This window comes from Pseudomonas sp. HP_08 (assembly GCF_055284095.1).
Map to the genome: position 1 here is coordinate 72,430 of NZ_JBTOQC010000019.1, position 24,789 is coordinate 97,218.

At 61.3% G+C, this 24,789-nt stretch carries 19 protein-coding genes and 2 pseudogenes; 14 read left to right on the top strand and 7 right to left on the bottom strand.

The annotated features are described in order from the left end of the window. Nucleotides 1-32 precede the first annotated feature (32 nt). Nucleotides 33-503, top strand: a complete 471-nt coding sequence (locus ACYAS9_RS17820; protein WP_463569590.1) for a MaoC family dehydratase — start codon at nucleotides 33-35, stop codon at nucleotides 501-503. Nucleotides 504-629: 126 nt separating this feature from the next. Here ACYAS9_RS17820 and ACYAS9_RS17825 read toward each other — a convergent pair whose 3' ends face one another. The 3 genes from ACYAS9_RS17825 to ACYAS9_RS17835 all read right to left on the bottom strand — a co-directional run bounded on the left by ACYAS9_RS17825 (nucleotide 630) and on the right by ACYAS9_RS17835 (nucleotide 1,454). Continuing rightward, nucleotides 630-743 carry a cytochrome c oxidase subunit CcoM gene (locus ACYAS9_RS17825; RefSeq protein ID WP_463569591.1) on the bottom strand — a complete coding sequence of 38 codons (114 nt, stop codon included), beginning with the start codon at nucleotides 741-743 and terminating at the stop codon, nucleotides 630-632. Between the two features lie 172 nt (nucleotides 744-915). Further along, nucleotides 916-1,071 (bottom strand): hypothetical protein, encoded by a 156-nt coding sequence (locus ACYAS9_RS17830; protein WP_459749379.1) that lies wholly within the window; start codon nucleotides 1,069-1,071, stop codon nucleotides 916-918. A gap of 38 nt (nucleotides 1,072-1,109) precedes the next feature. Then, nucleotides 1,110-1,454 carry an aspartate-semialdehyde dehydrogenase gene (locus ACYAS9_RS17835; protein ID WP_463569592.1) on the bottom strand — a complete coding sequence of 115 codons (345 nt, stop codon included), beginning with the start codon at nucleotides 1,452-1,454 and terminating at the stop codon, nucleotides 1,110-1,112. A 205-nt stretch (nucleotides 1,455-1,659) separates the two neighbouring features. On the opposite strand from ACYAS9_RS17835, the gene rapA reads away from it, so the two are divergent. Next, complete coding sequence (rapA, locus tag ACYAS9_RS17840; RefSeq protein ID WP_463569593.1) at nucleotides 1,660-4,506, top strand: RNA polymerase-associated protein RapA; 2,847 nt, start codon at nucleotides 1,660-1,662, stop codon at nucleotides 4,504-4,506. Between the two features lie 12 nt (nucleotides 4,507-4,518). Here the strand turns inward: rapA and ACYAS9_RS17845 are convergent, their stop codons facing one another. After that, nucleotides 4,519-5,844: a spinster family MFS transporter gene (locus tag ACYAS9_RS17845; RefSeq protein WP_463569594.1), complete on the bottom strand. Its 1,326-nt coding sequence runs from the start codon at nucleotides 5,842-5,844 to the stop codon at nucleotides 4,519-4,521. A gap of 199 nt (nucleotides 5,845-6,043) precedes the next feature. On the opposite strand from ACYAS9_RS17845, the pseudogene ACYAS9_RS17850 reads away from it, so the two are divergent. Next, nucleotides 6,044-8,216, top strand: a pseudogene (locus ACYAS9_RS17850) (putative bifunctional diguanylate cyclase/phosphodiesterase); the annotation flags it as partial. Between the two features lie 186 nt (nucleotides 8,217-8,402). Here the strand turns inward: ACYAS9_RS17850 and ACYAS9_RS17855 are convergent. Beyond that, nucleotides 8,403-8,708: a DUF2288 domain-containing protein gene (locus ACYAS9_RS17855; RefSeq protein WP_463569595.1), complete on the bottom strand. Its 306-nt coding sequence runs from the start codon at nucleotides 8,706-8,708 to the stop codon at nucleotides 8,403-8,405. A 420-nt stretch (nucleotides 8,709-9,128) separates the two neighbouring features. Between ACYAS9_RS17855 and ACYAS9_RS17860 the strand changes: the two genes are divergently transcribed. From ACYAS9_RS17860 to ACYAS9_RS17890, 7 genes are all read left to right on the top strand, one after another. Then, on the top strand, nucleotides 9,129-10,256 hold the full coding sequence (locus ACYAS9_RS17860; protein ID WP_463569596.1) for a branched-chain amino acid ABC transporter substrate-binding protein: 1,128 nt from the start codon (nucleotides 9,129-9,131) through the stop codon (nucleotides 10,254-10,256). Between the two features lie 212 nt (nucleotides 10,257-10,468). Beyond that, complete coding sequence (gene livH / locus ACYAS9_RS17865) at nucleotides 10,469-11,398, top strand: high-affinity branched-chain amino acid ABC transporter permease LivH (RefSeq protein ID WP_056834788.1); 930 nt, start codon at nucleotides 10,469-10,471, stop codon at nucleotides 11,396-11,398. Beyond that, nucleotides 11,395-12,651, top strand: coding sequence for a high-affinity branched-chain amino acid ABC transporter permease LivM (locus tag ACYAS9_RS17870; protein WP_463569597.1), 1,257 nt, complete (start codon nucleotides 11,395-11,397; stop codon nucleotides 12,649-12,651). Before livH ends, ACYAS9_RS17870 begins: the two co-directional genes overlap by 4 nt. Beyond that, on the top strand, nucleotides 12,648-13,415 hold the full coding sequence (gene livG / locus ACYAS9_RS17875; RefSeq protein WP_463569598.1) for a high-affinity branched-chain amino acid ABC transporter ATP-binding protein LivG: 768 nt from the start codon (nucleotides 12,648-12,650) through the stop codon (nucleotides 13,413-13,415). The genes ACYAS9_RS17870 and livG overlap by 4 nt, the downstream gene beginning before the upstream one ends. Further along, a complete protein-coding gene (locus ACYAS9_RS17880; RefSeq protein ID WP_459749389.1) occupies nucleotides 13,416-14,117 on the top strand; it encodes an ABC transporter ATP-binding protein in 702 nt (233 codons plus the stop codon). A gap of 146 nt (nucleotides 14,118-14,263) precedes the next feature. Beyond that, complete coding sequence (locus tag ACYAS9_RS17885) at nucleotides 14,264-14,947, top strand: COG3650 family protein (protein WP_463569599.1); 684 nt, start codon at nucleotides 14,264-14,266, stop codon at nucleotides 14,945-14,947. A gap of 93 nt (nucleotides 14,948-15,040) precedes the next feature. After that, nucleotides 15,041-16,654 (top strand): NAD(P)/FAD-dependent oxidoreductase, encoded by a 1,614-nt coding sequence (locus tag ACYAS9_RS17890; protein WP_463569600.1) that lies wholly within the window; start codon nucleotides 15,041-15,043, stop codon nucleotides 16,652-16,654. Between the two features lie 7 nt (nucleotides 16,655-16,661). Here the strand turns inward: ACYAS9_RS17890 and ACYAS9_RS17895 are convergent, their stop codons facing one another. Continuing rightward, on the bottom strand, nucleotides 16,662-17,636 hold the full coding sequence (locus ACYAS9_RS17895) for a helix-turn-helix domain-containing protein (RefSeq protein ID WP_463569609.1): 975 nt from the start codon (nucleotides 17,634-17,636) through the stop codon (nucleotides 16,662-16,664). A gap of 234 nt (nucleotides 17,637-17,870) precedes the next feature. Between ACYAS9_RS17895 and ACYAS9_RS17900 the strand changes: the two genes are divergently transcribed. The 3 genes and pseudogenes from ACYAS9_RS17900 to ACYAS9_RS17910 all read left to right on the top strand — a co-directional run. Next, nucleotides 17,871-19,124 (top strand): MFS transporter, encoded by a 1,254-nt coding sequence (locus tag ACYAS9_RS17900; protein ID WP_463569601.1) that lies wholly within the window; start codon nucleotides 17,871-17,873, stop codon nucleotides 19,122-19,124. A gap of 39 nt (nucleotides 19,125-19,163) precedes the next feature. Next, nucleotides 19,164-20,459 carry a carbohydrate porin gene (locus tag ACYAS9_RS17905; protein ID WP_463569602.1) on the top strand — a complete coding sequence of 432 codons (1,296 nt, stop codon included), beginning with the start codon at nucleotides 19,164-19,166 and terminating at the stop codon, nucleotides 20,457-20,459. Nucleotides 20,460-20,504: 45 nt separating this feature from the next. Then, nucleotides 20,505-22,124, top strand: a pseudogene (locus ACYAS9_RS17910) (GMC family oxidoreductase); the annotation flags it as partial. A gap of 5 nt (nucleotides 22,125-22,129) precedes the next feature. Here ACYAS9_RS17910 and ACYAS9_RS17915 read toward each other — a convergent pair. Beyond that, the gene (locus tag ACYAS9_RS17915; protein WP_463569603.1) at nucleotides 22,130-23,224 is read right to left on the bottom strand and encodes a PLP-dependent cysteine synthase family protein; all 1,095 of its coding nucleotides are present in this window, start codon (nucleotides 23,222-23,224) and stop codon (nucleotides 22,130-22,132) included. A 278-nt stretch (nucleotides 23,225-23,502) separates the two neighbouring features. Here ACYAS9_RS17915 and nhaA point away from each other — a divergent pair. After that, nucleotides 23,503-24,789: Na+/H+ antiporter NhaA (nhaA, locus tag ACYAS9_RS17920; RefSeq protein ID WP_463569604.1), on the top strand; the 1,287-nt coding region annotated here is incomplete at its 3' end.

Here is a 24,789-nt window from a genome sequence, read left to right on the forward strand (position 1 = left end):
CGGCCTTTTCTTTTAATAGTCAGGATAATCGAATGACCCAGGTCACCAACACGCCCTACGAAGCCCTCGAAGTCGGCCAGACCGCCAGCTACAGCAAAACCGTCGAAGAACGCGATATCCAGCTGTTCGCCGCCATGTCGGGCGACCACAACCCGGTGCACCTGGACGCCGAGTACGCCGCCAAGACCATGTTCAAGGAGCGCATCGCCCACGGCATGTTCAGCGGTGCCCTGATCAGCGCCGCCGTCGCCTGCGAGCTGCCTGGGCCTGGCACTATTTATATCGGCCAGACCATGACCTTCCAGAAGCCGGTCAAACTGGGCGATACCTTGACCGTGCGCCTGGAAATCCTCGAAAAACTGCCCAAGTTCCGCGTGCGCATCGCCACCCGCGTGTTCAACCAGAACGATGATCTGGTGGTCGATGGCGAAGCCGAGATTCTGGCCCCCCGCAAGCAGCAGACGGTTGAATTGACGGTATTGCCGCCCATCACCTTCGGTTGACCCGAAAAACCCCGGCCGTTTGAACGACCGGGGTTCGCGCGAAACAGCCCCTCAAATTCCAGACAAAAAAACAGGCGACCGAAGTCGCCCTAAATGCCTTGCGTGCTCGTGATGGAAAGCCGGCTCTCAGTTGCGCGAGTCTTTCCAGATAAACAGTCCCATGCCGGTGAAGAACAAGGCCAGCATGGTCAGGGTGACGTAACCGACGGTAATAACGGTGTCAGAATTTTCCAGGAACATGATGGCCTTCCTCCGGTGTGTTGCTGTTCGATGGAGAAAGATTAATCCGCCGCGCACAGCCAGGCATTGATCTGGATCAGTGATCGAGACGGTTGGCAGAGAGTTCTGACGCAGAGGCAGGTCATGCACCGTGCAAGCCTGTGGGCTCGCACGGTGTTATCAAGGCGGGGGTTCAGCGTTTCTTCGGTTTCTTCGACTTCTTTTTACTGCTCAGCGGCATGACCTGCTCGAACGCCTTGCGCATCTCGTTCAAGCGTTTGTCATTGGCATCATGGATACGCTTGGCACGCTCGGCGCCGAAATCGATCAGTTGGGCTTCATCGCTCATGATGGGCAGTTCTCTGACAACAGGGTTGGCCAGATGTATCAGACCTCGACGTCGACCCACAAGCCCTGACGTGGCTCGTTGTCGATCAACGGCACCACCGGCACGGTGTTGTCGGCATTGAGCGAGTCGCCGGGGATGACCAACAGCTCGTCATCATGATCGTGCTCCGGCGGCGCCTCGCCACGTTGCTGGCGCTGCTGGCGTTCCTGCTCTTCACGCAACAGCAGTGCCGAACGCTCGGCGTCTTCGTAACGCAGGTCGATGGTGGTTTCGTTGGAGCTCGGTTGCACCGGCGCAACAGGCGGGACGTCCGGCAGGCGTTTGGCCGGGTCCAGTTGCGAAGTCACTGGGACCACACTCAGAGGAAGCGTCGGTTGCAGCATGATGAGTTCTCCTGTTATCAGGCTTTCGGCGGCCATTTCGTCGACTTGAGCCTTTACGGCAGAAACTTTTCGACTATGTTTTGGGCAATTAGTGCCCTTGACGGGCGCCTTGGCCATATAAACAGGCGGTTTTTTCACGCCGCCTTTGGTCTTGGCGACAGCTTCCGTTACCATAGCCCGCTTTTTCACCGCGGAGACAGGCAGCATGGCGCAGCAGTATCAACCGGGGCAACGCTGGATCAGCGACAGCGAAGCCGAGCTCGGATTAGGCACCGTTCTGGCACAGGACGGCCGCTTGTTGACCGTGCTCTATCCGGCCACTGGCGAGACCCGCCAGTACGCACTGCGCAACGCGCCATTGACCCGCGTGCGCTTCTCGCCAGGTGACCTGATCACCCATTTCGACAACTGGAAACTGACCGTACGCGAAGTCGAAGATGTCGACGGCCTGCTGGTCTATCACGGCTTCAACAGCCAGAACGAACTGGTGACCCTGCCGGAAACCCAGCTGTCGAACTTCATTCAGTTCCGCCTGGCCACCGACCGCCTGTTTGCCGGGCAGATCGACCCGCTGTCGTGGTTCTCGCTGCGCTACAACACCCTGGAACACACCAGCCGCCAGTTGCAGTCTTCGCTGTGGGGCCTGGGTGGCGTGCGTGCGCAACCGATCGCGCACCAGTTGCACATCGCTCGTGAAGTGGCCGACCGCATTGCGCCGCGGGTTCTGCTGGCGGACGAAGTGGGCCTGGGCAAAACCATCGAAGCGGGCCTGGTGATCCATCGCCAGCTGCTCTCTGGCCGCGCCAGCCGGGTCCTGATCCTGGTGCCGGAAAACCTCCAGCACCAGTGGCTGGTCGAAATGCGCCGCCGCTTCAACCTGCAGGTCGCGCTGTTCGACCGCGAACGCTTTATCGAAAGCGATGCCGGCAACCCGTTCGAAGACACCCAACTGGCGCTGGTCGCGCTGGAGTGGCTGGTCGAGGACGAAAAGGCCCAGGACGCGCTGTTTGCCGCCGGCTGGGACCTGATGGTGGTCGACGAAGCTCACCACCTGGTCTGGCACGAAGAAAAAGCCAGCACCGAATACTCGCTGGTCGAGCAACTGGCCGAGGTCATCCCCGGCGTGCTGCTGCTGACCGCGACGCCAGAGCAACTGGGCCAGGACAGCCACTTTGCGCGCCTGCGCCTGCTCGACCCGAACCGGTTCCACGACCTGGCCGCCTTCCGCGCCGAGAGCGAGCATTACCGCCCGGTGGCCGAAGCGGTGCAAGAGCTGCTCGACAAGGGCAAGCTGTCGGCCAAGGCGACCAAGACCATCAGTGGCTTCCTGGGCGCTGAAGGCGACACGCTGATCAGCGCCGTGAATGCCGGCGACGACGAAGCCAAGGCGCGGCTGGTCCGCGAGCTGCTCGACCGTCACGGCACCGGCCGCGTGCTGTTCCGCAACACCCGCGCCGCCGTGCAGGGCTTTCCGCAACGCCAGTTGCACGCCTACCCGCTGGCCAACCCTGACGAGTACATGGAGCTGCCGCTGGGCGAGCATGCCGACCTGTACCCGGAAGTCAGCTTCCAGGCGCAGGCCGAGACCGGCGAAGAAGAACGCTGGTGGCGCTTCGATCCACGGGTCGAATGGCTGATCGACACGCTGAAGATGCTCAAGCGCGTCAAAGTGCTGGTGATCTGCGCCCATGCCGAAACCGCCATGGACCTGGAAGATGCCCTGCGCGTGCGCTCCGGCATCCCGGCCACGGTGTTCCATGAAGGCATGAACATTCTGGAACGCGACCGCGCCGCCGCTTATTTTGCCGATGAAGAATTTGGCGCCCAGGTGTTGATCTGCTCGGAAATCGGCAGTGAAGGCCGCAACTTCCAGTTTGCCCATCACCTGGTGCTGTTCGACCTGCCGTCCCACCCGGACCTGCTGGAGCAGCGTATTGGCCGTCTGGACCGGATCGGCCAGAAGCACACCATCGAGCTGCACGTGCCGTACCTTGAAACCAGCCCGCAGGCGCGGCTGTTCCAGTGGTACCACGAGGCGCTGAATGCCTTCCTTAATACCTGCCCGACCGGCAACGCGCTGCAGCATCAATTCGGCCCGCGCCTGCTGCCGCTGCTTGAAGGTGGCGATGACGACCAATGGCAAGCGCTGATCGATGAAGCCCGCACCGAACGCGAGCGCCTTGAAGGTGAACTCCACACCGGCCGCGACCGCCTGCTGGAGCTCAACTCCGGCGGTGCGGGCGAAGGTGAAGCACTGGTCGAGGCGATTCTGGAGCAGGACGATCAGTTCTCGCTGCCTATCTATATGGAAACCCTGTTCAACGCCTTCGGCATCGACAGCGAAGACCATTCGGAAAACGCGCTGATCCTCAAGCCCAGCGAAAAAATGCTCGACGCCAGCTTCCCGCTGGGCGACGACGAAGGTGTGACCATCACCTACGACCGCAATCAGGCGCTGAGCCGCGAAGACATGCAGTTCATCACCTGGGAACACCCGATGGTGCAAGGCGGCATGGACCTGGTGCTGTCCGGTTCGATGGGCAACACCGCAGTGGCGCTGATCAAGAACAAGGCGCTCAAGCCGGGTACCGTGTTGCTCGAGCTGATCTACGTCAGCGAAGTGGTCGCCCCGCGTGCCCTGCAACTGGGCCGCTACCTGCCACCGGCGGCGCTGCGCTGCCTGCTGGACGGCAATGGCAACGACTTGTCGGGCCGGGTGTCGTTCAACACCCTCAACGACCAGTTGGAAAGCGTGCCACGCGCCAGCGCCAACAAGTTCATCCAGGCACAGCGCGACGTGCTGACGCCGAAGATCAACGCCGGCGAAGCCAAGATCGCCCCGCGTCATGCCGAGCGCGTGGCAGAAGCCCAGCGTCGCCTGGCGGCCGATACCGAGGAAGAACTGGCGCGCCTGACTGCCTTGCAAGCGGTTAACCCGACCGTGCGCGACAGCGAACTTGAAGCGCTGCGCAAACTGCGCGAGCAAGGCCTGGCCATGCTCGACAAAGCGGCCCTGCGTCTGGAGTCGATCAGGGTGCTGGTAGCAGGTTAAATCCCCTGCCGCCTACAACCGCGCCCGCATCGCTTCGGCATCACGTCCGAAGCTGCGGGTCGCCAGCAGCAGGAACACCAGCGTCGCCAGCAAGGCGGCCGGGATCAGGTACAACGCGCCATGCAACCCGACCGCCTTGAAGGTTTCGTTCATCTGCAACGCGCCCGCGGCCAGCATCGCCTGCTGGGCGAAATGATCGGATAACAACCCCACCATCACCGGCCCCAGGCCACCCCCGAGCAGGTATAACCCGGCGAAGAACAACGCCATGGCCGTGGCCCTCAAGCGAGGCTCCACCACGTCCTGGATAGCCGGGTACACGCAGGTATAAAAGTTATAGGCAAACAGCCAGCCCAGGCTGAACACCGCCACAAACAGCGTGATTGCCACCTGCCCCGCATACAGGGCATAGCCGGTTGCAAGCGTCGCCACCAGCATGCTCAACGCTGCAAACCACAGCCGGCCATTGACCGAACGCTCATGCAGTTTGTCGGCCACCAGCCCGCCCAATGTCAGGCCAAACAACCCGGTCACGCCGACGATCACCCCGGTGGCTACTGCCGCTTCCTGCAACGACACCTGAAAGTAACGTTGCAACATGGGCACCATGAACGAGTTGCAGGCATAGGCGGCGAAGTTGTAGGCAAGACCTGCCAGCATCAGCCAGCGGAACGTGGCAATGCCCAGCAAGCGGCGAATGGGCCGCTCGATCTTCGCGTGCGAAACCACCACGCTTTCTGCCGCGCCCCGTTGTGGCTCACGAATGAAAAACATGAACAGCGCCAGGATCAGGCCCGGCACGGCCGCAATAAAGAACGGTGCTCGCCAGCTGTCGAAGGCCTTGACCATCGCACCGATGGTAAAGAACGCCAGCATCAAGCCCAGCGGCAGGCCGAGCATGAAAATACCCATGGCCCGCGCCCGACGCCTTGCCGGGAACAGGTCGCCGATCAGCGAATTGGCCGCCGGGGCGTAACTGGCCTCACCGATGCCCACGCCCATGCGCACCAGCACGAATGTCCAGAAGCTGCTGGCCATGCCGTTGACGGCGGTCAGCGCACTCCACACCGCCAGGCCACCGCCCATGATGGCCTTGCGTGAACCGTTATCGGCCAGGCGTCCCAGCGGCAGGCCGGCGATGGCGTACACCAGGGTAAATGCGGTGCCCATCAACCCCAGCTGGAAATCGCTCAGGTGCCATTCAAGGCGAATAGGCTCGGTGACGATCGAAGGAATCGCCCGGTCGAAAAAGTTGAACAGGTTGGCCAGAAACAGCAGAAACAACACGCGCCAGGCATTGCTGGCCTGAGTGGAAACGTCCGGCAGAGGCTTGTTCATCCAGGCATCCTTGCTGTTTGAGACGGTACGGAAAAGGCATTGCAGATCCGTACTCAGCCTAGGCCACGATCTTGCCGCGCGGCGGTAAATTAATTAGCGATGGAACTGGCGAGTTTTTATCAGCTTCTATACTGATATCCGAATCGCCAAAGGAGCCCAGAGCCCTTGGCGACCCTGCAGTGTAGATATAGGGCTCGCTATGGAATGGCCGGGTTTGCATGTGTTTGTCGGGCTTCCGACATCGGGGCAGGTGCTGATCGACTGCAGTCACAATATTTTTCTGGTTGCGCTGGCTTACGGCGTGATCTGCGCTGCCTGCTTTGCAACCATGGACATCGCCGATCGGGCCATCCATGTCGAGCCGAGCCGTAACCGGCGCCTGTGGAAATGCCTGGGCGCGCTGTGCCTGGCGGGCGGTGTCTGGGCCATGCACTTCATCAGCATGCTGGCCTTTCAGGCACCGCTGAATGTCACCTTCGATCTGGGCATTACCCTGATCTCGCTAGTGATCGTGTTGTTTGCCGGCGCCCTGGCGATCCGTAGCCTTTGCCAGGAAAGGCTGACGATCACCGGCGTGACGTTCAACGCGGTATTGATCGGTCTGGGCATCAGCGCCATGCATTACATCGGCATGGCGGCCATGCGTTCCAATGCCAGCCAATATTACGACCCGACCCTGTTCGGGCTGTCGATTCTTCTCGCGATTGTCGCCAGTGCAGCGTTGCTGGTCGCGCCGCGCCTGCTGCGCAAGCACGGTGGCATGTTTCATCAGATGTTCCGTTATGGCACCAGCGCGCTGCTGGGCGCAGGCTTGCTGGCCATGCACCTGCTGGGCATGCAGGCCCTGCATCTGGTGCTGCCCGCCGGCGCACCCTTGCAAATACCCAACACCGAGAACAGCCAGCAACTGGGCCTGACCCTGGCCACCATCACCCTGCTGATCATCGCCGGCAGCATCAGCGCAGCCATGGCCGACAAGAAGCTGCAAGGCAAAGAGCGCGACCTGCAGCGGGTCAATGCCCTGCTCAGCCAGCTCGATCAGGCGCGGGTATCGTTGCAGCAAGTGGCGCATTACGACCCTTTGACCAACCTGGTCAACCGCCGCGGCTTCAACCAGTTGTTCGCCGAAAAACTGGTCGAACACGCTGCCAACCACGGCATGCTGGCGGTCATGTTCCTCGACATCGACCATTTCAAGCGCATCAACGACAGCCTGGGCCACGATGCCGGCGACGAATTGCTCAAGGTGATCGCCGAACGCATTCGCAGCGCCACCCGCATTCAGGACGTGGTGTCACGCTTTGGCGGCGACGAGTTCTGCATCCTGCTCAGCATCCCGCATTACGACGAAGCCCGGCACCTGGCGCATCGGGTCATGCAGAAGATGAAAGAACCCATCGCCCTGGCCGGGCGGCGCATGGTCATGACCACCAGCATCGGCATCGCCGTATTCCCCCGCGACGGCTCGACCAGCGATGAATTGCTCAAGCACGCCGACCTTGCGCTGTACCAGTCCAAAGGCAACGGGCGCAACCGGGCAAACTTCTTCAGCCCTGCCCTCAAGACCAAGGCCAGCCTTGAACTGCACCTGGAAGAAGAACTGCGCAATGCATTGCGCGAAGAAACCGGGCTGCAGGTCTATTACCAGCCGATCATTGACCTGCGCACCGGGCATGTCGCCAAGCTGGAGGCGCTGGTGCGCTGGGAGCATCCGCAACATGGCCTGCTGACCCCGGATCGTTTTATCGGCATCGCCGAAGCCAACGGCCTGATCGCCGACCTGGACAACTGGGTGCTGCGCCGGGCGTGCAAGGACCTCGGAGCTCTGCGCCTGGACGGTTTCGATGAGTTGATCATCGCGGTGAACTGCTCGGCGCTGAACCTTGCCCGCGAAGAACTGGGCGATGAGGTCGAGGATGCCTTGAGCCAGGCCAATGTCGCGCCGGGCCGGCTGGAGCTGGAAGTCACTGAAAACGCGCTGATGGGCAATATCAGTAACACCATTGTGCTGCTCAAACACATTCGCAGCCTGGGCGTGTCGCTGTCGATCGACGACTTCGGTACCGGCTACTCTTCGCTGGCCTATCTCAAGCGACTGCCGCTGGACACGCTGAAGATCGACCGCTCGTTCATCCAGGACATTCCCAAGTCGCCCCAGGACATGGAAATCGTTCACGCGATCATTGTCATGGCCCACACCCTGCACTTGAAGGTGGTCACCGAAGGCGTGGAAACCCCGGCGCAACTGGACTTTCTCAGCCAGTACGGCAGCGATTATGTGCAGGGCTATCTGTTCAGCAAGCCGCAGCCGCTGGAGCGGCTGCTGCCCATGATCACCCGAATGAACGAATGTGAACCTGCCAGCCTGTGGCCTGCCTCGCTCATGCTTCAGGACCGACTGGCAGAAACCGATATGCCGCGCTCAATGGACCTGTTTCACGATTTGCCCGCGCCGCCGAATCAACATCCGGGCAGCAGCCCGGTCCGTACCAAGCGCACGCGCTGGTCGGATTGAACACCAGAACAGCGCAACTCTATGCACCATAAAGACGCACAAATCAGTTGCTTGCCCTGTCCTGGATCAGGATCCATGGCGAAACCACTACCGCCCATAACTGTGCATCACGTTCAAAAAAGTCCAGCGCCCTTGTTTCAGACACCTTGGCGACCTGGCCTGCGTCCATCCAGGTGGCCAGAGTGGCGGCATTGTCTTCGGCGAGGGCTTCACCCACGGCAATCAGATCGAGCGTGGGATCGACCCACAACAGGGCACCCTTTGCAAAGAATGGTTGCAATTGATGCCAGGGAATAATCGCGGTCTCACCGAGGATTTTGGCATAGAGGGTGCTTGGTTCTTGGTTCATGGGTTTCACCGAGTGGAAATCGACGCAATGATAGCGCCGCCTTCCCCGGAGAAAAACCCGGCAACACCCGTGTATGACGGCACATGCGGCTTTTATGCGAGGTTTGGCGCCCACACGGGCCGCTAGCCAGGCCGTAGCGAAAAGCAGCGCCGCCACCGCACAAGTAACACCCGCAGGTCGCCTGAACCGCTGCCGGCAACACGCCGGCAAACCGAAACAACAGTGCAATTATGTAACTTTGTGTCGATCAGGCGACATGCAGCGGTTCTTATCCAAACTGCCAGCTTTTCAATCGATCCAGCGGCACTCTAAACTGTGCCGGTACAGTTGGCAGGGCGGGGAAAGACCGGTTGCAACCCATCCGGTCCTGCAGCCTTGGCCGTCAGGATTATAAAAACTACAACGCAAGAGTGGAGCATCATGATCAAGGGTACCAAGAAGCTTTCCAAGCTGTTTGCGGCATTGGTAGTGGCAGGCGTTGCAAGCCATTCGTTCGCAGCCGATACCATCAAGATCGGCATCGCAGGTCCCAAGACCGGCGCTGTTGCCCAGTACGGCGACATGCAGTTCAGCGGTGCCAAAATGGCCATCGAGCAGATCAACGCCAAGGGCGGCGTCGACGGCAAGAAGCTTGAAGCGGTCGAATACGATGACGCCTGCGATCCCAAGCAAGCCGTTGCCGTTGCCAACAAGATCGTCAACGACGGCGTGAAGTTCGTCATCGGCCACCTGTGCTCCAGCTCCGCCCAGCCGGCTTCGGACGTTTACGAAGACGAAGGCATCATCATGGTCACCCCGGCTGCCACCAGCCCGGACCTGACTGCCCGTGGCTACAAACTGGTATTCCGCACCATCGGCCTGGACAGCGCCCAGGGCCCGGCCGCCGGCAACTACATTGCCAAGCAGGTCAAACCGAAAGTGGTTGCGGTCATTCACGACAAGCAGCAGTACGGTGAAGGCATTGCCACCGCGGTCAAGCAGACCCTGGAAAAAGACGGCATCAAGGTTGCCCTGTTCGAAGGTATCAATGCCGGCGACAAGGACTTCTCTTCGCTGATCGCCAAGATGAAGCAAGCCAACGTCGACTTCGTCTACTACGGCGGCTACCACCCTGAGCTGGGCCTGATCCTGCGCCAGTCCCAGGAAAAAGGCCTGAAAGCCGGCTTCATGGGTCCGGAAGGCGTGGGTAACGCCTCGATCTCGCAGATCGCTCAGGATGCCTCCGAAGGCCTGCTGGTCACCCTGCCGGCTTCGTTCGACCAGGACCCTGCCAACAAAGCGCTGGTCGATGCGTTCAAGGCCAAGAAAGAAGATTCCAGCGGCCCGTTCGTGTTCCCGTCCTACGCCGCTGTCCAGGTGATCGCCGATGCAATCACCCTGGCCAAAAGCGAAGACACCGACAAGGTAGCGGCCGCCCTGCGCGCCAACACCTTCAAGACCCCGACCGGCGAGCTGGCCTTCGATGACAAGGGCGACCTGAAGGACTTCAAATTCGTGGTCTACACCTGGCACAAGGACGGCACCAAGACCGAAGCGCCAGTGAAGTGATTTCACCCCTTCGATGAACACCAGAGCCCACTGCAATCGCAGTGGGCTTTGTTTTACGCGGTGCATGGCGTCCACAAGATGCCCCGACACCCGAACAACTCGAAGCCGTGCCCGACGTTCAGCGGGCTTGTGTCAACGTGGAGCGATACCACGACGCGCAGGCGCACAACGACCGACCCATGAACCGCGTGCAGGTTTTCAGGAGCGCTGTAATGCCCGAGATAGACATCTATCATTTCTTTCAACAGCTGGTTAATGGCATGACCATTGGCAGCACCTACGCCTTGATCGCCATTGGCTACACCATGGTCTACGGCATCATCGGCATGATCAACTTCGCCCACGGCGAGGTGTACATGATCGGCTCCTATGTGGCGTTCATCGCCATTGCGGGCCTGACCATGATGGGCCTGGGCAGTCTGCCCCTGATCATTACGGCGGCCTTCGTGGCCAGCATCGTGGTGACCAGTGCCTACGGATACACCATCGAACGGGTTGCCTACCGGCCGCTGCGTGGCAGCAACCGGCTGATCCCGTTGATTTCCGCCATCGGCATGTCGCTGTTTCTACAAAACACGGTACTGCTGTCGCAGGACTCCAAGGACAAATCGATCCCCAACCTGATTCCGGGCAACTTCGTGTTTGGCTCGGCCAGCACTCATGAAGTGGTGATCTCCTACATGCAGGTGCTGATCTTCGTCGTCACCGTGATCACCATGCTCGCCCTGACCTGGTTCATCTCGCGCTCACGCCTGGGCCGCGCCTGCCGTGCCTGCGCCGAAGACATCAAGATGGCCAACCTGCTGGGTATCAATACCAACAACATCATTGCCCTGACCTTCGTGATCGGTGCAGCGCTGGCGGCGGTTGCGGCCGTGCTGCTGAGCATGCAGTACGGGGTCATCAACCCCAACGCAGGCTTTCTGGTCGGTATCAAGGCATTCACCGCAGCGGTACTGGGCGGTATCGGCAGCATTCCGGGCGCCATGCTCGGCGGCCTGGTACTGGGCATTGCCGAAGCCTTTGGCGCCGATGTGTTCGGTGACCAGTACAAGGATGTCGTGGCGTTCAGCCTGCTGGTTCTGGTACTGCTGTTCCGGCCTACCGGCCTGCTGGGCCGCCCGGAGGTTGAAAAAGTATGAGCAAGAATCTCAAGTCGGCATTTTTCAGCGCCTTGCTGGTGCTGGCCGTCGCCTACCCGGTGCTGGGCCTGAAGCTGGAGATCGTCGGGGTCAACCTGACTGTCCTCAATGCCAGCAGTTCGACCATTGCAATCATCCTCGGCAGCGCCCTGGCGATCTTCCTGCGCGTCCTGTTCCACGAGCAGATTTCCGCCCTGTGGCGCGCCTCGCCGAGCCTGCCGGTGGTGCCGGCCAAGGCCAGCAACTTCCTGACCCTGCCGAGCACCCAGCGCTGGATCATTCTGGCCATGGTCATGGTCGCACTGGTGTGGCCGTTCTTCGGCTCGCGCGGCGCGGTCGACATCGCCACCCTGATCCTGATCTACGTGATGCTCGGCCTGGGCCTGAACATCGTGGTCGGCCTTGCCGGTCTGCTCGACCTGGGCTACGTGGGTTTCTATGCGGTCGGCGCCTACAGCTATGCCCTGCTGTCGTTCTACTTCGGCTGGGGTTTCTGGATCTGCCTGCCGATTGCCGGGATGATGGCCGCACTGTTCGGCTTTTTGCTGGGCTTTCCGGTACTGCGTTTGCGCGGTGACTATCTGGCTATCGTGACGCTGGGCTTCGGCGAAATCATTCGCCTGCTGCTGCGTAACATGACCAGCTTCACCGGCGGCCCCAACGGCATCAGCAACATCGAGAAGCCGACCTTCTTCGGCCTGTCGTTCGAGCGCAAGGCCGCTGAAGGCATGCAGACCTTCCACGAGTTTTTCGGCCTGCCGTACAACTCGATCAACAAGGTCATCTTCCTGTATCTGGTTGCCCTGATGCTGGCGCTGGTCGCGCTGTTCGTCATCAACCGCCTGCTGCGCATGCCGATCGGCCGCGCCTGGGAAGCGTTGCGTGAAGACGAGATCGCCTGCCGCGCGCTGGGCCTGAACCCGACCATCATCAAACTCTCGGCCTTCACCCTGGGCGCTGCGTTTGCAGGCTTTGCCGGCAGCTTCTTTGCCGCTCGCCAGGGACTTGTGACACCGGAGTCGTTCACCTTCATCGAATCGGCAATCATCCTCGCCATCGTCGTGCTCGGCGGCATGGGCTCGCAACTGGGCGTGATCCTGGCGGCGATCGTGATGATTCTGCTGCCCGAACTGATGCGTGAATTCAGCGAATACCGCATGTTGATGTTCGGCGCCATGATGGTGCTGATGATGGTCTGGCGTCCTCAAGGCTTCCTGCCCATGCAACGTCCTCATATGGAGCTGCGCAAATGAGCCGCCCACTATTGCAAGCCTCGGGTCTGTCCATGCGCTTTGGTGGCCTGCTGGCCGTTAACGGCGTGGCGCTGACCGTCAATGAAAAACAGGTGGTGTCGATCATCGGCCCCAACGGTGCCGGCAAGACCACGGTGTTCAACTGCCTGACCGGTTTCTACAAGCCGACCTCCGGCAGCATCCTGCTCGACGGCGAGCCGATCCAGGGCCTGGCCGGGCATCAGATCGCGCGCAAGGGCGTGGTGCGCACCTTCCAGAACGTGCGGTTGTTCAAAGAAATGACCGCCGTGGAAAACCTGCTGGTCGCCCAGCACCGTCACTTGAACACCAACTTTCTGGCTGGCCTGTTCAAGACGCCGGCGTTCCGCCGTAGCGAGCGCGAGGCCATGGAGTACGCCGAGTACTGGCTGGAAGCGGTCAACCTCAAGGAGTTCGCCAACCGCCCGGCCGGTACCCTGGCCTACGGTCAGCAACGCCGCCTGGAAATTGCCCGTTGCATGATGACCCGGCCGCGCATCCTGATGCTCGACGAACCGGCCGCGGGCCTCAACCCGCGTGAAACCGAAGACCTCAAGGCCTTGATCGGCGTGCTGCGCAACGATCACAATGCCACGGTATTGCTGATCGAACACGACATGAAACTGGTCATGAGCATTTCCGACCATATCTTCGTGATCAACCAGGGCACGCCCCTGGCCAACGGTGTGCCGCACGAGATCCGCGACAACCCGGATGTCATCAAAGCCTATCTGGGGGAAGCGTAAATGCTCCAGTTCGAGAACGTTTCGACCTTCTACGGCAAGATCCAGGCGCTGCACAGCGTCAATGTCGAGGTGCGCAAGGGCGAGATCGTCACCCTGATCGGCGCCAACGGTGCCGGTAAATCGACCCTGCTGATGACGCTGTGCGGCTCGCCGCGCGCGCACAGCGGCAGCATCCGCTACCTGGGTGAAGAACTGGTGGGCCAGGAGTCCTCGGTGATCATGCGCAAGAGCATCGCGGTGGTGCCTGAAGGCCGCCGCGTGTTTGCCCGCCTGACCGTCGAGGAGAACCTGGCCATGGGCGGGTTCTTCACCGACAAGGGCGACTATCAGGAGCAGATGGACAAGGTCTTGCACCTGTTCCCGCGCCTCAAAGAGCGCTTCAGCCAGCGCGGCGGCACCATGTCCGGCGGCGAGCAGCAAATGCTCGCCATCGGCCGTGCGTTGATGAGCAAGCCCAAACTGCTGCTGCTCGACGAGCCGTCGCTGGGCCTGGCACCGATCATCATCCAGCAGATTTTCGACATCATCGAACAACTGCGTCGCGATGGCGTGACGGTGTTTCTGGTCGAACAGAACGCCAACCAGGCCCTGAAGATCGCCGACCGTGCCTATGTGCTGGAGAACGGCCGGGTGGTGATGGAAGGTTCGGGCGAGCAACTGCTGACCGACCCGAAAGTGCGCGAGGCGTATCTGGGCGGTTAAGCGCCTCACGAGCCCTTCAAAGATTCATCGCGGCGATCCGCTATCGCCGCGATGAATGCGCTGAACAAAGCCTGTCAACCCGCGCTCCCCTCTTGAGATACATTCTCACTCTGCGTAACGTGGCACCTCCTGTCTGGAGGCTGCCCATGTCCTTTGTCCGCACCGCCCTCGTATTTTCCCTGTTGCCCCTGTTCGCCGGCTGTCAGTGGCTGGGACTGCAAACCGCCGCACCTGCCAAGGTTTCCACCGCCAGCATGGTCCGCATGCAGGGCACGCTCAGTGGCGAGGCCGGCAAACTGTTGTTCGAGCCGTGCCACGAGCAGCGCCGCTATGTCGTGCTGGACCGTGGCGCCACCGGCATCCTGCAGGAAGCCGCCAGCCTGGCCGACAGCCAGGGCCGGGTCTTCGCCGACCTGCGCGGTCATTTCAATGCCAGCAAGGCGGCCGGCAGCGATGGCCAGGTCGATCTGTACCAGTTGTACCGTGTCGAACGCCCCGGGCAGGCCTGCGAAGACCCTAACTTCAAGCGCCTGACCCTGCATGCCGAGGGCCTTGATCCGGCGTGGAATGTGAATGTCAGCGGCAAGGGCATGATCATCGAGGTCCAGGACCAGCCGCCGGTTGCCCTGCCCTACCTGGAAGAACAATTGCCGGACGGGCGCTTCAACCTCAGCAGCGAAGCCAACGGCCAGCGCGTCGAACTGTGGGTCGCGCCGCAGCGCTGCGTCGATAGCAAGACCGGCGCGGTGGGCCATCTGAGCGCCGAGTTGCGCATCAACGGCAAAGCCGTGCGCGGCTGTGGCTACTACGGCGGTGCGCGCAACGATTAAACGCATAACATCTGGTCTTCGATGCCGCCTATAATGCCCGGTTCTTGTAGTGCTGCCGGGCTGAACCTGCGGCCCGGAAACTGGACCTTTTGAATGTTACGAATCAACGAACTCAAGCTGCCCCTCGATCACCCCGAAGAGGCGCTGCGCAGCGCCCTGCTCGAGCGCCTGGGCATCGACAGCAGCGAACTGCTGGATTTCAGCGTCTTCAAGCGCAGTTATGACGCGCGCAAGAAATCCTCCGAGCTGCTGTTCATCTACACGCTGGACTTCACCGTCAGTGATGAAGCGGCGCTGCTGAAAAAACTGGCCCACGACCATCAACTGGTTCCGGCGCCGGATGTCAGCTACAAATTCGTCGGCCACGCACCTGAAGGCTTCAGCACCCGCCCGCTGGTGATCGGCTTCGGCCCGTGCGGCATCTTCGCCGGCCTGCTACTGGCGCAGATGGGCTTCAAGCCGATCGTGCTGGAGCGCGGCAAGGAAGTCCGTCAGCGCACCAAGGACACCTGGGGCCTGTGGCGCAAGAGCGTGCTCAACACCGAGTCCAATGTGCAGTTTGGCGAAGGCGGCGCCGGGACGTTCTCCGACGGCAAGCTCTACAGCCAGATCAAGGACCCGCAGTTTCATGGTCGCAAGGTGCTCAACGAGTTCGTCAAGGCCGGCGCCCCGGACGAGATTCTCTACGTCAACAAGCCGCACATCGGCACCTTCCGCCTGACCGGCATGGTCGAGAACATGCGCGCCGAAATCATCGCGCTGGGCGGTGAAGTGCGCTTCGAACACAAGGTCAGCGACCTGCTGATCGACGATGGCCAGGTGCACGGCGTCGAGCTGGCCAACGGCGAGCGCATCGAGTCGCGTCATGTGGTGCTGGCCTTGGGTCACAGCGCCCGCGACACCTTCCGCATGCTGCACGGCCGTGGCGTGTACATGGAAGCCAAGCCATTCTCGGTGGGCTTCCGCATCGAGCACCCGCAGTCGCTGATCGACCAGGCCCGCCTGGGCAAATACGCCGGCCACCCGAAACTGGGCGCCGCCGATTACAAACTGGTCTACCACGCCAGCAACGGCCGTTCGGTGTACAGCTTCTGCATGTGCCCAGGCGGCACGGTAGTGGCCGCGACCTCGGAACCGGAGCGCGTGGTCACCAACGGCATGAGCCAGTATTCGCGCAACGAGCGCAATGCCAACTCGGGGCTGGTGGTCGGCATCGACCCGGAGCGTGACTATCCGGGCGGCCCGCTGGCCGGCATCGAGTTTCAGGAGCGCCTGGAATCGCTGGCCTACACCCTGGGCGGCAGCAACTACGAGGCACCAGCGCAACTGGTTGGCGACTTCATTGCCGGCCGGCCATCCACGGCGCTGGGCAGTGTCGAGCCATCCTACAAGCCGGGCGTGAAGCTGGTCGATCTGGCCGAAGCCTTGCCGGCGTTCGCCATCGACGCGATTCGTGAAGCCCTGCCCGTCTTCGACCGGCAGATCAAGGGCTATGCCCTGCACGATGCGGTGCTGACCGGCCTTGAAACCCGCACCTCGGCACCGGTGCGCATTACCCGCGGCGCCGACATGCAGAGCCTCAACGTCAAGGGCCTGTACCCGGCCGGTGAAGGCGCAGGCTATGCCGGCGGCATTCTGTCGGCCGGCGTGGACGGTATTCGTATTGCCGAAGCAGTGGCGCGGGACCTGCTGGGGATCGAAGGCTGATCACCGCCTAAGTCGCCGGACGCTGCGCCTCACGGGCCTGACTCGGTGTTACACCGAAGCGGGCCTTGAAGGCGCGGGCAAAATGGGCCTGGCTGGTAAAACCGTGACGGTAAGCGATTTCGCTGACATCCAGCCCGACACTGCGCCGCGTGACCAGCAGTTCGTGGGCCTGCATCAGACGCTGCTCCAGAATGAAACGACTGGGCAGCGTGTCTTCCAGCGCGAATAACCGGGTCAGATGGCGTGGCGAAATACCGATCTGCGCCGCCACCCGCTCGCAACTCAAGTCCGAATCGCTCAGTTGCTCCTGAATGCACTTCTTGGCAGCCAGCAAGTAAGAAGCGCTCAGGGCATTGATGCGCCCTATCCCCAGCTGGCCGGCGATGATATTGCCCAACAGCTCGAACGTCTGCTCCTTGTAACCGTTGGCCTGCTCGCTGTCCGGCCGCCGAAAGAAGGCGCCGGTCTGCTCGCTCAGGGTGCGCAGCAGCAGGCGTTGCACGCGGTTATCGGCGCTGATTTTCAATGATTTGTCGAAGCGCTTCAGGCAGCGCTCGGCGAACTGTGCCTGCGGCACATCGAAAATGAATTGCTCGCAGGTACCGGAAAATCCGATCAGATAGGGTTTATCGGTGCGGTAGATGATCAGTTCGCCCGGCTCCAGCAACTGGCAGTCGCCGTCCTGATAGAAGAATGAGCCGCTGCCCGTCACCAGCGACACAAACACAGACTCTTTGGGCACCGTGCGGATCATCGAGCTGTCGCGCTCGACCACATGCTGGTTGCCGGCAACCCATGCCAGTCCCAGTTCATCGAGTTGCAGGTTGTGCTGCCTGCCCACAAAGCCACTCTCGCACCAGCTGTTGCATTTGAGCCCGACCAGAGAGGCGGCGTTGTAGTGTTCCCAGAACGCCAGCCGCTGTGGCGGCGCGATGCTCTGGGTATCGGCGTGTCGGATTTCGAGCAGTGAACATGACGCCATCATTATTTTTTTCATGGGCGACGAATCTTCCGCAAAGGTTCAACAAGGCAAAACCGGCAGGCCCTGGCCGGTCATTAACATATGAACCATGTGCCTTGTCAACGCCTGCCTTGGCGCTGATCGACAGCGTCCGATAACGACAAAAAACCGGTCCGATTCGATCAAACCGGCTGCTGGCTGCCCGCTTAAAGTCACTTCTGAATGCCCCATCACAACAACAATCAGAGGCTGATCATGCCCACTACTGCCCAACATTCTGCGCGCTATAAAAACACCGGAGCCCGCTACGAAAACGTTTTATTGAGTGTGCTGTTCCTGACCTTCGGCTTCGTATTCTTCGACCGGCTGGCCCTGTCGTTCCTGTTTCCATTCATGGCCGACGAACTGCAACTGAGCAACAGCCACCTGGGCATGCTGACCTCGATTCTGGCACTGGCCTGGGCGATTTCCGGCGCCCTGGTCGGGGCTTGGTCGGATCGCACCGGCAAGCGCAAACCGCTGCTGATCATCGCGGTGATCCTGTTCTCACTGTGCTCTGCGCTGTCGGGACTGGTGACAGGCTTTCTCAGCCTGCTGCTGTTTCGCGCCATCATGGGCCTGGCCGAAGGGCCCATCCTGCCGCTGTCGCAGTCATTGATGGTTCAGGCCTCGTCGCCACACCGTCGAGGCCTGAACATGGGCCTGCTACAAGGCTCGGCAGCCGGCCTGTTCGGCGCGGTGATTGGCCCGCCAGTACTGGTTGCCATGGCCGAAGCCTGGGGCTGGCGCCATGCATTTATCGTTTCACTGATTCCCGGCCTGATTATCGCCCTGTTGATCTGGCGCTATGTCAAACCCGATATCGCGCCGGCCAGCAACCCCAAAACGCTCGATGGATCACCCGCAGCGCCACACGCTTTGACCCTGCTCAAGAGCCGTAACATCGTGCTGTGCACGCTGATCAGCTGCGTGTTTGTCAGTTGGTTCGTGATTCTGATTGCCTTCACCCCGACCTATCTGGTCAAGGTCATGAGCTACAGCCCGGCCAGCATGGGCGTGGTCATGAGCTGCCTGGGCGCAGCCTGGGTGGTATGGGGCTTTGGCGTGGCGACCCTTTCTGACCGCTTCGGTCGACGGCCGACACTGGTGGTGTTTTCCCTGATTGCAGCCTGCTGTCCACTGGCACTGCTGTATGCCACCGGGCCCTGGATGCTCGGCGCCTTGATGCTTTTGACCTACACGGGACTGGGCTGCTTCACCCTGTTCATGGCCACGATTCCGGCAGAAACCGTGCCGCGGGAAATGATCGCCACTGCACTGGGCATGATCATGGGCATTGGCGAACTGATCGGCGGCTTTATCGCCCCGACCCTGGCAGGCTTTGCCGCCGATCATTTCGGCCTGCCCATCGTCATGTGGATTTCCTGCGCCAGCGCCCTGCTCGCGGCATTGCTGGCGCTGTTTCTCAAGGAAACCGCACCGTCGGTACTGGCTCGCCAGCGCGGCTGAGCATTCGACACACCCACAAAAACAATAAGAGTAGCGAACATGAAAACCCCTGTTTTGCTGGTGTCATTACTGGCCACGGCCTTGTGCAGCCCTCTGTGCCTGGCCCAATCCCCGCCCGCCGACGCTCCGCTGGCCAGCCTGGGCAAACAATTGTCCAGCTACGGCATCCAGGCGCATGTGCAGTTCTGGAACCTGTCGATGAAAAACCTCGACACCGGTCCTCGCCCACACAGCTTTGGCAATAGCGGCAACCTGTATCTGGGTGCCGATATCGACCTGCAAAAACTTTCAAGCATCGACGGGGCCAGCCTGCACGTCGAACAAACCCTGTTTATCCTCGATAACGGCACCGGCCAGCCGACCTCGCGCAACTGGCAAGGCGCAGCGGGCAGTTACTTTGCCGGCGCGCCGATTCACAACGATCTCACCAGCCACCAGCTCAGCCTGCTGACTTATCAGCAAACCTGGTTAGACGCGCGGCTCGACATGAGTCTGGGACGCACCAACGCCCGGCGTTATTTCTACATCTATAACTGCGAAACCGTGGTCACCTGCAACGACCCGGTCATCGACTCGTCCACCGGCATCCTGCCGCCTCCCTACGGCGCGTGGGGCGGTTATCTCAAGTACAACCTGACGCCCAACCTGTATGTGCATGGCGGCGCGTTCGAGTCCAACCCACAGGATTACCTCAAAGAGCGCAACGGCCTGGATTTCAGCACCACCGATGCCAGCGGTACCAGTGTGCTACTGGGCATCGGCAGCAAAAGCGCCGACGCCTACGCCTGGCATTACGAACTTAACGGCTACTTCAACAGCGCCGAGCAGATCGACCCGTTGAGCGGGGCACGTGAAAACGGTACAGCAGGCGCGTTTTTCAAGTTTCAGCAGTCGCTGTGGCGGGCCGATCACGGCCTGCGTCATTCGCCGCAAGCACTGCTGCTGTTCGGTTCGCTGTCGACAACGGCCGATGACAAGCAGCCCTTCCGGCACTTTGCCGAAGCCGGGCTTACCTATCTGGCGCCATTTGGCCGTGCGCACGACAAGCTCAACCTCAAGGCCAGTTATCTGCGCCTCAACGACAGCCAGTTGCGCGCCCAGCAACGCGCGCGCATCGCCAATGACGGTGACAGCCGGCCCGGCGAGCGCAACGTCTACGCCGTCGAGGCCAACGCGCACATTGCCATAACCCGCCACCTGGCCCTGGAGCCCAGCATCCAGTACGTGATCAACCCAGACAATTTTTATAACCCCGAAGCTCGCCAGCTCAGCGCCAACGGCTTTGTCGCTGGCGTGCAAGTGATGCTCGATGTCGGCTCGCTGCTGGGCCTGTGAGCTGTTTATTCACCCTTGATTTCATTCTTTGATAAGGAGCCTGCCATGACTCATTCAGCCCCGCGTGCGTTCGACTACATTGTGGTCGGGGCCGGGTCGGCCGGTTGCGTGCTGGCTAACCGGTTGTCCGCCGATCCGCAGACCACGGTCTGCCTGATCGAGGCCGGCCCCAGCGATCGCAACCTGTTTCCCGGTGCCTATGTGCGCACGCCCGCTGGCATTATTCGCCTGATCGCCAATCCCAAGTGGAACTGGATGCACCAGTTCAGCGCCCAGAGCAGCAGCGGCGAACGAGCGATTCCCTGCCCGCGCGGCAGGCTTTGGGGCGGCTCCAGTGCCATCAACGGCATGATCTACATTCGCGGCCACCGCAACGATTACGACCGCTGGGCCGCCGCCGGCAATCAGGGCTGGAGCTACGACGAACTGCTGCCGTATTTTCTGCGCTCCGAGCACTTCGAGCCTGGCGCCTCGCCCTGGCATGGCCAGAACGGCGAATTGAACGTCACCGACCTGCGCAGCCCGGCCCCGGTCAACCGGGTGTTCTTCGATGCCGCTGCCGAGCTGGGCTGGCGCTATAACCCCGATTTCAACAGCGAAGAGCAGGAAGGCTACGGCCCGTTCCATGTCACCCAGATCAACGGCGAACGTTGCAGCGCCGCCCGGGCCTTTCTCTACCCGGCACTGCATCGCCCCAACCTCACGGTACTGAGCTCGACCCTGACCCATCGGGTGATCCTGGAAAACCTGCGCGCCACCGGTGTCGAGATCAGCCAGAACGGTACGGTCTCGCGGGTGCTGGCCAAGCGTGAGGTGATACTCAGTGCCGGCTCCATCAATTCACCGCAACTGTTGTTGCTATCCGGGATCGGCCCGGCGCAGGAGCTGGCGCGTCATGGCATTGCCCAGCAGCATGAACTGCCCGGCGTGGGCCAGAACCTGCAGGACCACCAGGATGTGGTGCTGATGTACCGCAGCGACAGCGATCTGGGCTATGGCCTTTCGGCCAAGGGCGTATGGCCGCTGGCAACTTCGCCCTTGAAGTATCTGGCCAGGCGTCAGGGGCCGTTGACCTCCAATACCGTGGAATCGGGTGCCTTTCTGCGCCTGGCGCCCGACGATGAAGTCCCGGAGCTGGGGCTGATTGTCGCGCCGGCACTGAAGAACCAGCCGCAGCGCCTGGTGCCGGTCGGCCACGGTATCAGCCTGCACATCGGCGTCATGCACCCGCAAAGCCGCGGCCAGGTGCGCCTCAACTCTGCCGACCCGCACGACAAGCCGATTATCGACGCCAACTTTCTCAGCCACCCCGAAGACCTGCGCAAGCTGGTAGCCGGCGTGCGTCTGGTGCGCCAGTTGGCCGACACAAAAGCCTTTTCGGCACGGCTCAAGGGCGAACTGGTGCCCGGTCGGCAAATCGACAGCCAGCAACAGATCGAACAATGGATTCGCCATAACCTCGGCACCGTGTTTCACCCGGTCGGCACCTGCAAGATGGGCAGCGACGCACTGGCCGTGGTCGACGATCAGTTGCGCGTCCACGGCCTGCAAGGGCTGCGCGTGGCCGATGCGTCGATCATGCCGACCCTGACCACCGGCAATACCAATGCCGGGGCGATCATGATCGGCGAAAAGGCCGCAGACCTGCTGCTGGGCACACCGGCCCTGGCTCAAATACCGTGGCGCGCAATCCCTTCGGGCAACGGTGCGCCGCGCTCGGCACTGGCGGCGACAGCGTCGATCAGTTCGTCCAGCTCAAAGCCCTGCGCCTTGAGCCAGGTATCGTCGTAATAAGTGCTGGCGTAGCGTTCGCCGCCATCGCAGAGAATCGCCACGATCGAGCCCTGCTCGCCGGCCTGGACCATGTGCCGGGCCGCTTGCAGGGCGCCGATCAGGTTGGTGCCGCTGGAACCGCCGACCTTGCGCCCCAGCCGCCGCGCCAGATAGTGCATGGCCGCCAGTGACAAGGCATCCGGGACCTTGACCATCGCATCGATGACATTGGGCAGGAACGACGCCTCGACCCGTGGCCGGCCGATGCCTTCGATGCGTGAACCGTGGTCCAGGCGCAGGCTGCTGTCGCCGCTGCGATAAGCGTCGAAAAATACCGAGCGTTCGGCATCGGCGCATAACACGCGGGTCGCGTACTGCCGATAACACACATAACGGCCCAGGGTCGCCGTGGTGCCTCCGGTGCCGGGGCTCGACACCAGCCAGTTGGGTTGCGGATAACGCTCCAGGCGCATCTGTTGAAAGATCGACTCGGCAATATTGTTGTTGGCGCGCCAGTCGGTGGCGCGCTCGGCATAGGTGAACTGGTCCATGAAGTGCCCGCCACTCTCGCGGGCCAGACGCTCGGACTCTTCGTGGATGCGGGTCGGGTCCTGGACCAGATGACTCTGGCCCCCATAGAAAGCAATCTGCTCGATCTTGATCCTGGAAGTGCTGGCCGGCATCACCGCGATAAACGGTACGCCCAGCAGTCGCGCAAAATAAGCCTCCGACACCGCCGTAGAGCCGCTTGAGGCCTCGATCACCGGTGCGCCAGGTTTGAGCCAGCCGTTACACAATGCATACAGAAACAGCGAACGCGCCAGGCGATGTTTAAGGCTGCCGGTGGGGTGGCTGGACTCATCCTTGAAATACAGATCGATTCCGGGCAGACCCGGTAAAGGTAACGGAATCAAATGGGTATCGGCGCTGCGCTGGAAATCGGCCTCGATGATGCGGATTGCATCACGCACCCACAGACGGTTATCGCTCATTGATGACGCTCCCAAAAGTATTACAAGACTTTCAAAGTGGCTGGCAGGCAATAACAAAGATTATTTTAGGAATAGTCCTACAACATCTGTAGATACAGCCGCGCAGTAATTAACCCTGTAATTGTTAGACTTTCTGGCACTTTGGTTAATGCGTTCCAGGTCGGCAATATGGCTGAGCGCAGGCGTTTCACACCCTCTGTGTGAGCCAAGGCTTTTATGAATCAGAGCTTTTGTGAATCAGAGTCCCGATTCCTCTTCATCACCTGCAGAGCGGCCCCATGCGCCATACCATTATTCGTTTTTTCCAGCTTGAAGCGGCAGGCGGCCTGTTGCTGATTGCGGCGGCAGCACTGGCCCTGATTATCAACAACTCTCCTCTGGCGTGGCTGTATAACGCATTTCTTGAAGTTCCGGTGGTGGCAGGCGTTGGCACTCTGCAAATCGCCAAGCCCTTGCTGTTATGGATCAACGACGGACTGATGGCGCTGTTCTTTCTGGTCATAGGCCTGGAAGTGAAGCGCGAAATACTGGTCGGTCATCTTTCCAAACCTTCGCAAATCGTTCTGCCCGGTGCCGCAGCCATTGGCGGCATGTTGATCCCGGCGCTCATCTATGTGTTGCTGAACATGAACAACACCACCGCGTTGGGCGGCTGGGCGATCCCGATGGCGACCGACATTGCCTTTGCCCTCGGGGTGCTGGCCCTGCTCGGTAAACGCGTGCCGTTGTCGCTCAAACTGTTTCTCATGACCCTGGCGATCATCGACGACCTGGGCGCAATCATCGTCATTGCGCTGTTCTATTCCGGCGAGTTGTCCAATCTGGCACTCGGCCTTGCAGTTGCCTCACTGGTGGCGCTGGTGGCGATGAACCGCCTAGGCGTGGTCCGGCTGGCACCGTACCTGCTGATCGGCCTGCTGCTGTGGGTGTGTGTGCTCAAGAGCGGCGTGCATGCAACGCTGGCCGGCGTGGCACTGGCCTTGTGCATACCGTTGCGCAATGCACGTGATCCGGCGCGGGAAGCTTCCCCACTGTTGATCCTTGAACACAGCCTGCACCCTTGGGTGGCCTTCGCCATCCTGCCGCTGTTTGCCTTCGCCAATGCAGGCGTGCCACTGGCCGGCGTGACGCTGGAGAGCTTCACTCATCCGGTGGCCATGGGCATTACCGCAGGGCTGCTGCTGGGCAAGACGCTGGGCGTGTTTGGCCTGACCTGGCTGGCCGTGGCCTGCGGCCTGGCACAGTTGCCGAAGGGCGCCAACTGGGGTCAGGTGTTCGGGGTTTCGATTCTGTGCGGCATCGGCTTTACCATGAGCCTGTTTGTCGGCTCACTCGCGTTTGAACCGGGTGTCAGCCCGTATGCCGGCGTAGACCGCATGGGCATTCTGACCGGCTCGATCCTGGCTGCCGTGATTGGCTACGCCGTCATGGCAGCCGCAACAGCCGGGGGGGGGGGGGGGGGGCCGGCCCGGCCCCCCACGCGCCGCGCCCCCCCACGGGGGGCGGGGCGGGGGCGGGGAGGGCCGGGGGGCGGGGCGGGGGCGCGCCCGGCCCAGCGGGCGGCC

What these genes read in the sequence shown, in the direction of transcription:
- ACYAS9_RS17820 (WP_463569590.1), top strand. Translation starts at nt 33, where the DNA reads ATGACCCAGGTCACCAACACGCCCTACGAAGCCCTCGAAGTCGGCCAG.
- ACYAS9_RS17880 (WP_459749389.1), top strand. Translation starts at nt 13,416, where the DNA reads ATGCTCCAGTTCGAGAACGTTTCGACCTTCTACGGCAAGATCCAGGCG.
- ACYAS9_RS17895 (WP_463569609.1), bottom strand. Translation starts at nt 17,636, where the DNA reads ATGGCGTCATGTTCACTGCTCGAAATCCGACACGCCGATACCCAGAGC.
- ACYAS9_RS17905 (WP_463569602.1), top strand. Translation starts at nt 19,164, where the DNA reads ATGAAAACCCCTGTTTTGCTGGTGTCATTACTGGCCACGGCCTTGTGC.
- ACYAS9_RS17835 (WP_463569592.1), bottom strand. Translation starts at nt 1,454, where the DNA reads ATGCTGCAACCGACGCTTCCTCTGAGTGTGGTCCCAGTGACTTCGCAA.
- ACYAS9_RS17915 (WP_463569603.1), bottom strand. Translation starts at nt 23,224, where the DNA reads ATGAGCGATAACCGTCTGTGGGTGCGTGATGCAATCCGCATCATCGAG.
- livG (WP_463569598.1), top strand. Translation starts at nt 12,648, where the DNA reads ATGAGCCGCCCACTATTGCAAGCCTCGGGTCTGTCCATGCGCTTTGGT.
- ACYAS9_RS17860 (WP_463569596.1), top strand. Translation starts at nt 9,129, where the DNA reads ATGATCAAGGGTACCAAGAAGCTTTCCAAGCTGTTTGCGGCATTGGTA.
- ACYAS9_RS17890 (WP_463569600.1), top strand. Translation starts at nt 15,041, where the DNA reads ATGTTACGAATCAACGAACTCAAGCTGCCCCTCGATCACCCCGAAGAG.
- ACYAS9_RS17830 (WP_459749379.1), bottom strand. Translation starts at nt 1,071, where the DNA reads ATGAGCGATGAAGCCCAACTGATCGATTTCGGCGCCGAGCGTGCCAAG.
- ACYAS9_RS17855 (WP_463569595.1), bottom strand. Translation starts at nt 8,708, where the DNA reads ATGAACCAAGAACCAAGCACCCTCTATGCCAAAATCCTCGGTGAGACC.
- ACYAS9_RS17825 (WP_463569591.1), bottom strand. Translation starts at nt 743, where the DNA reads ATGTTCCTGGAAAATTCTGACACCGTTATTACCGTCGGTTACGTCACC.
- ACYAS9_RS17870 (WP_463569597.1), top strand. Translation starts at nt 11,395, where the DNA reads ATGAGCAAGAATCTCAAGTCGGCATTTTTCAGCGCCTTGCTGGTGCTG.
- rapA (WP_463569593.1), top strand. Translation starts at nt 1,660, where the DNA reads ATGGCGCAGCAGTATCAACCGGGGCAACGCTGGATCAGCGACAGCGAA.
- ACYAS9_RS17885 (WP_463569599.1), top strand. Translation starts at nt 14,264, where the DNA reads ATGTCCTTTGTCCGCACCGCCCTCGTATTTTCCCTGTTGCCCCTGTTC.
- ACYAS9_RS17900 (WP_463569601.1), top strand. Translation starts at nt 17,871, where the DNA reads ATGCCCACTACTGCCCAACATTCTGCGCGCTATAAAAACACCGGAGCC.
- livH (WP_056834788.1), top strand. Translation starts at nt 10,469, where the DNA reads ATGCCCGAGATAGACATCTATCATTTCTTTCAACAGCTGGTTAATGGC.
- ACYAS9_RS17845 (WP_463569594.1), bottom strand. Translation starts at nt 5,844, where the DNA reads ATGAACAAGCCTCTGCCGGACGTTTCCACTCAGGCCAGCAATGCCTGG.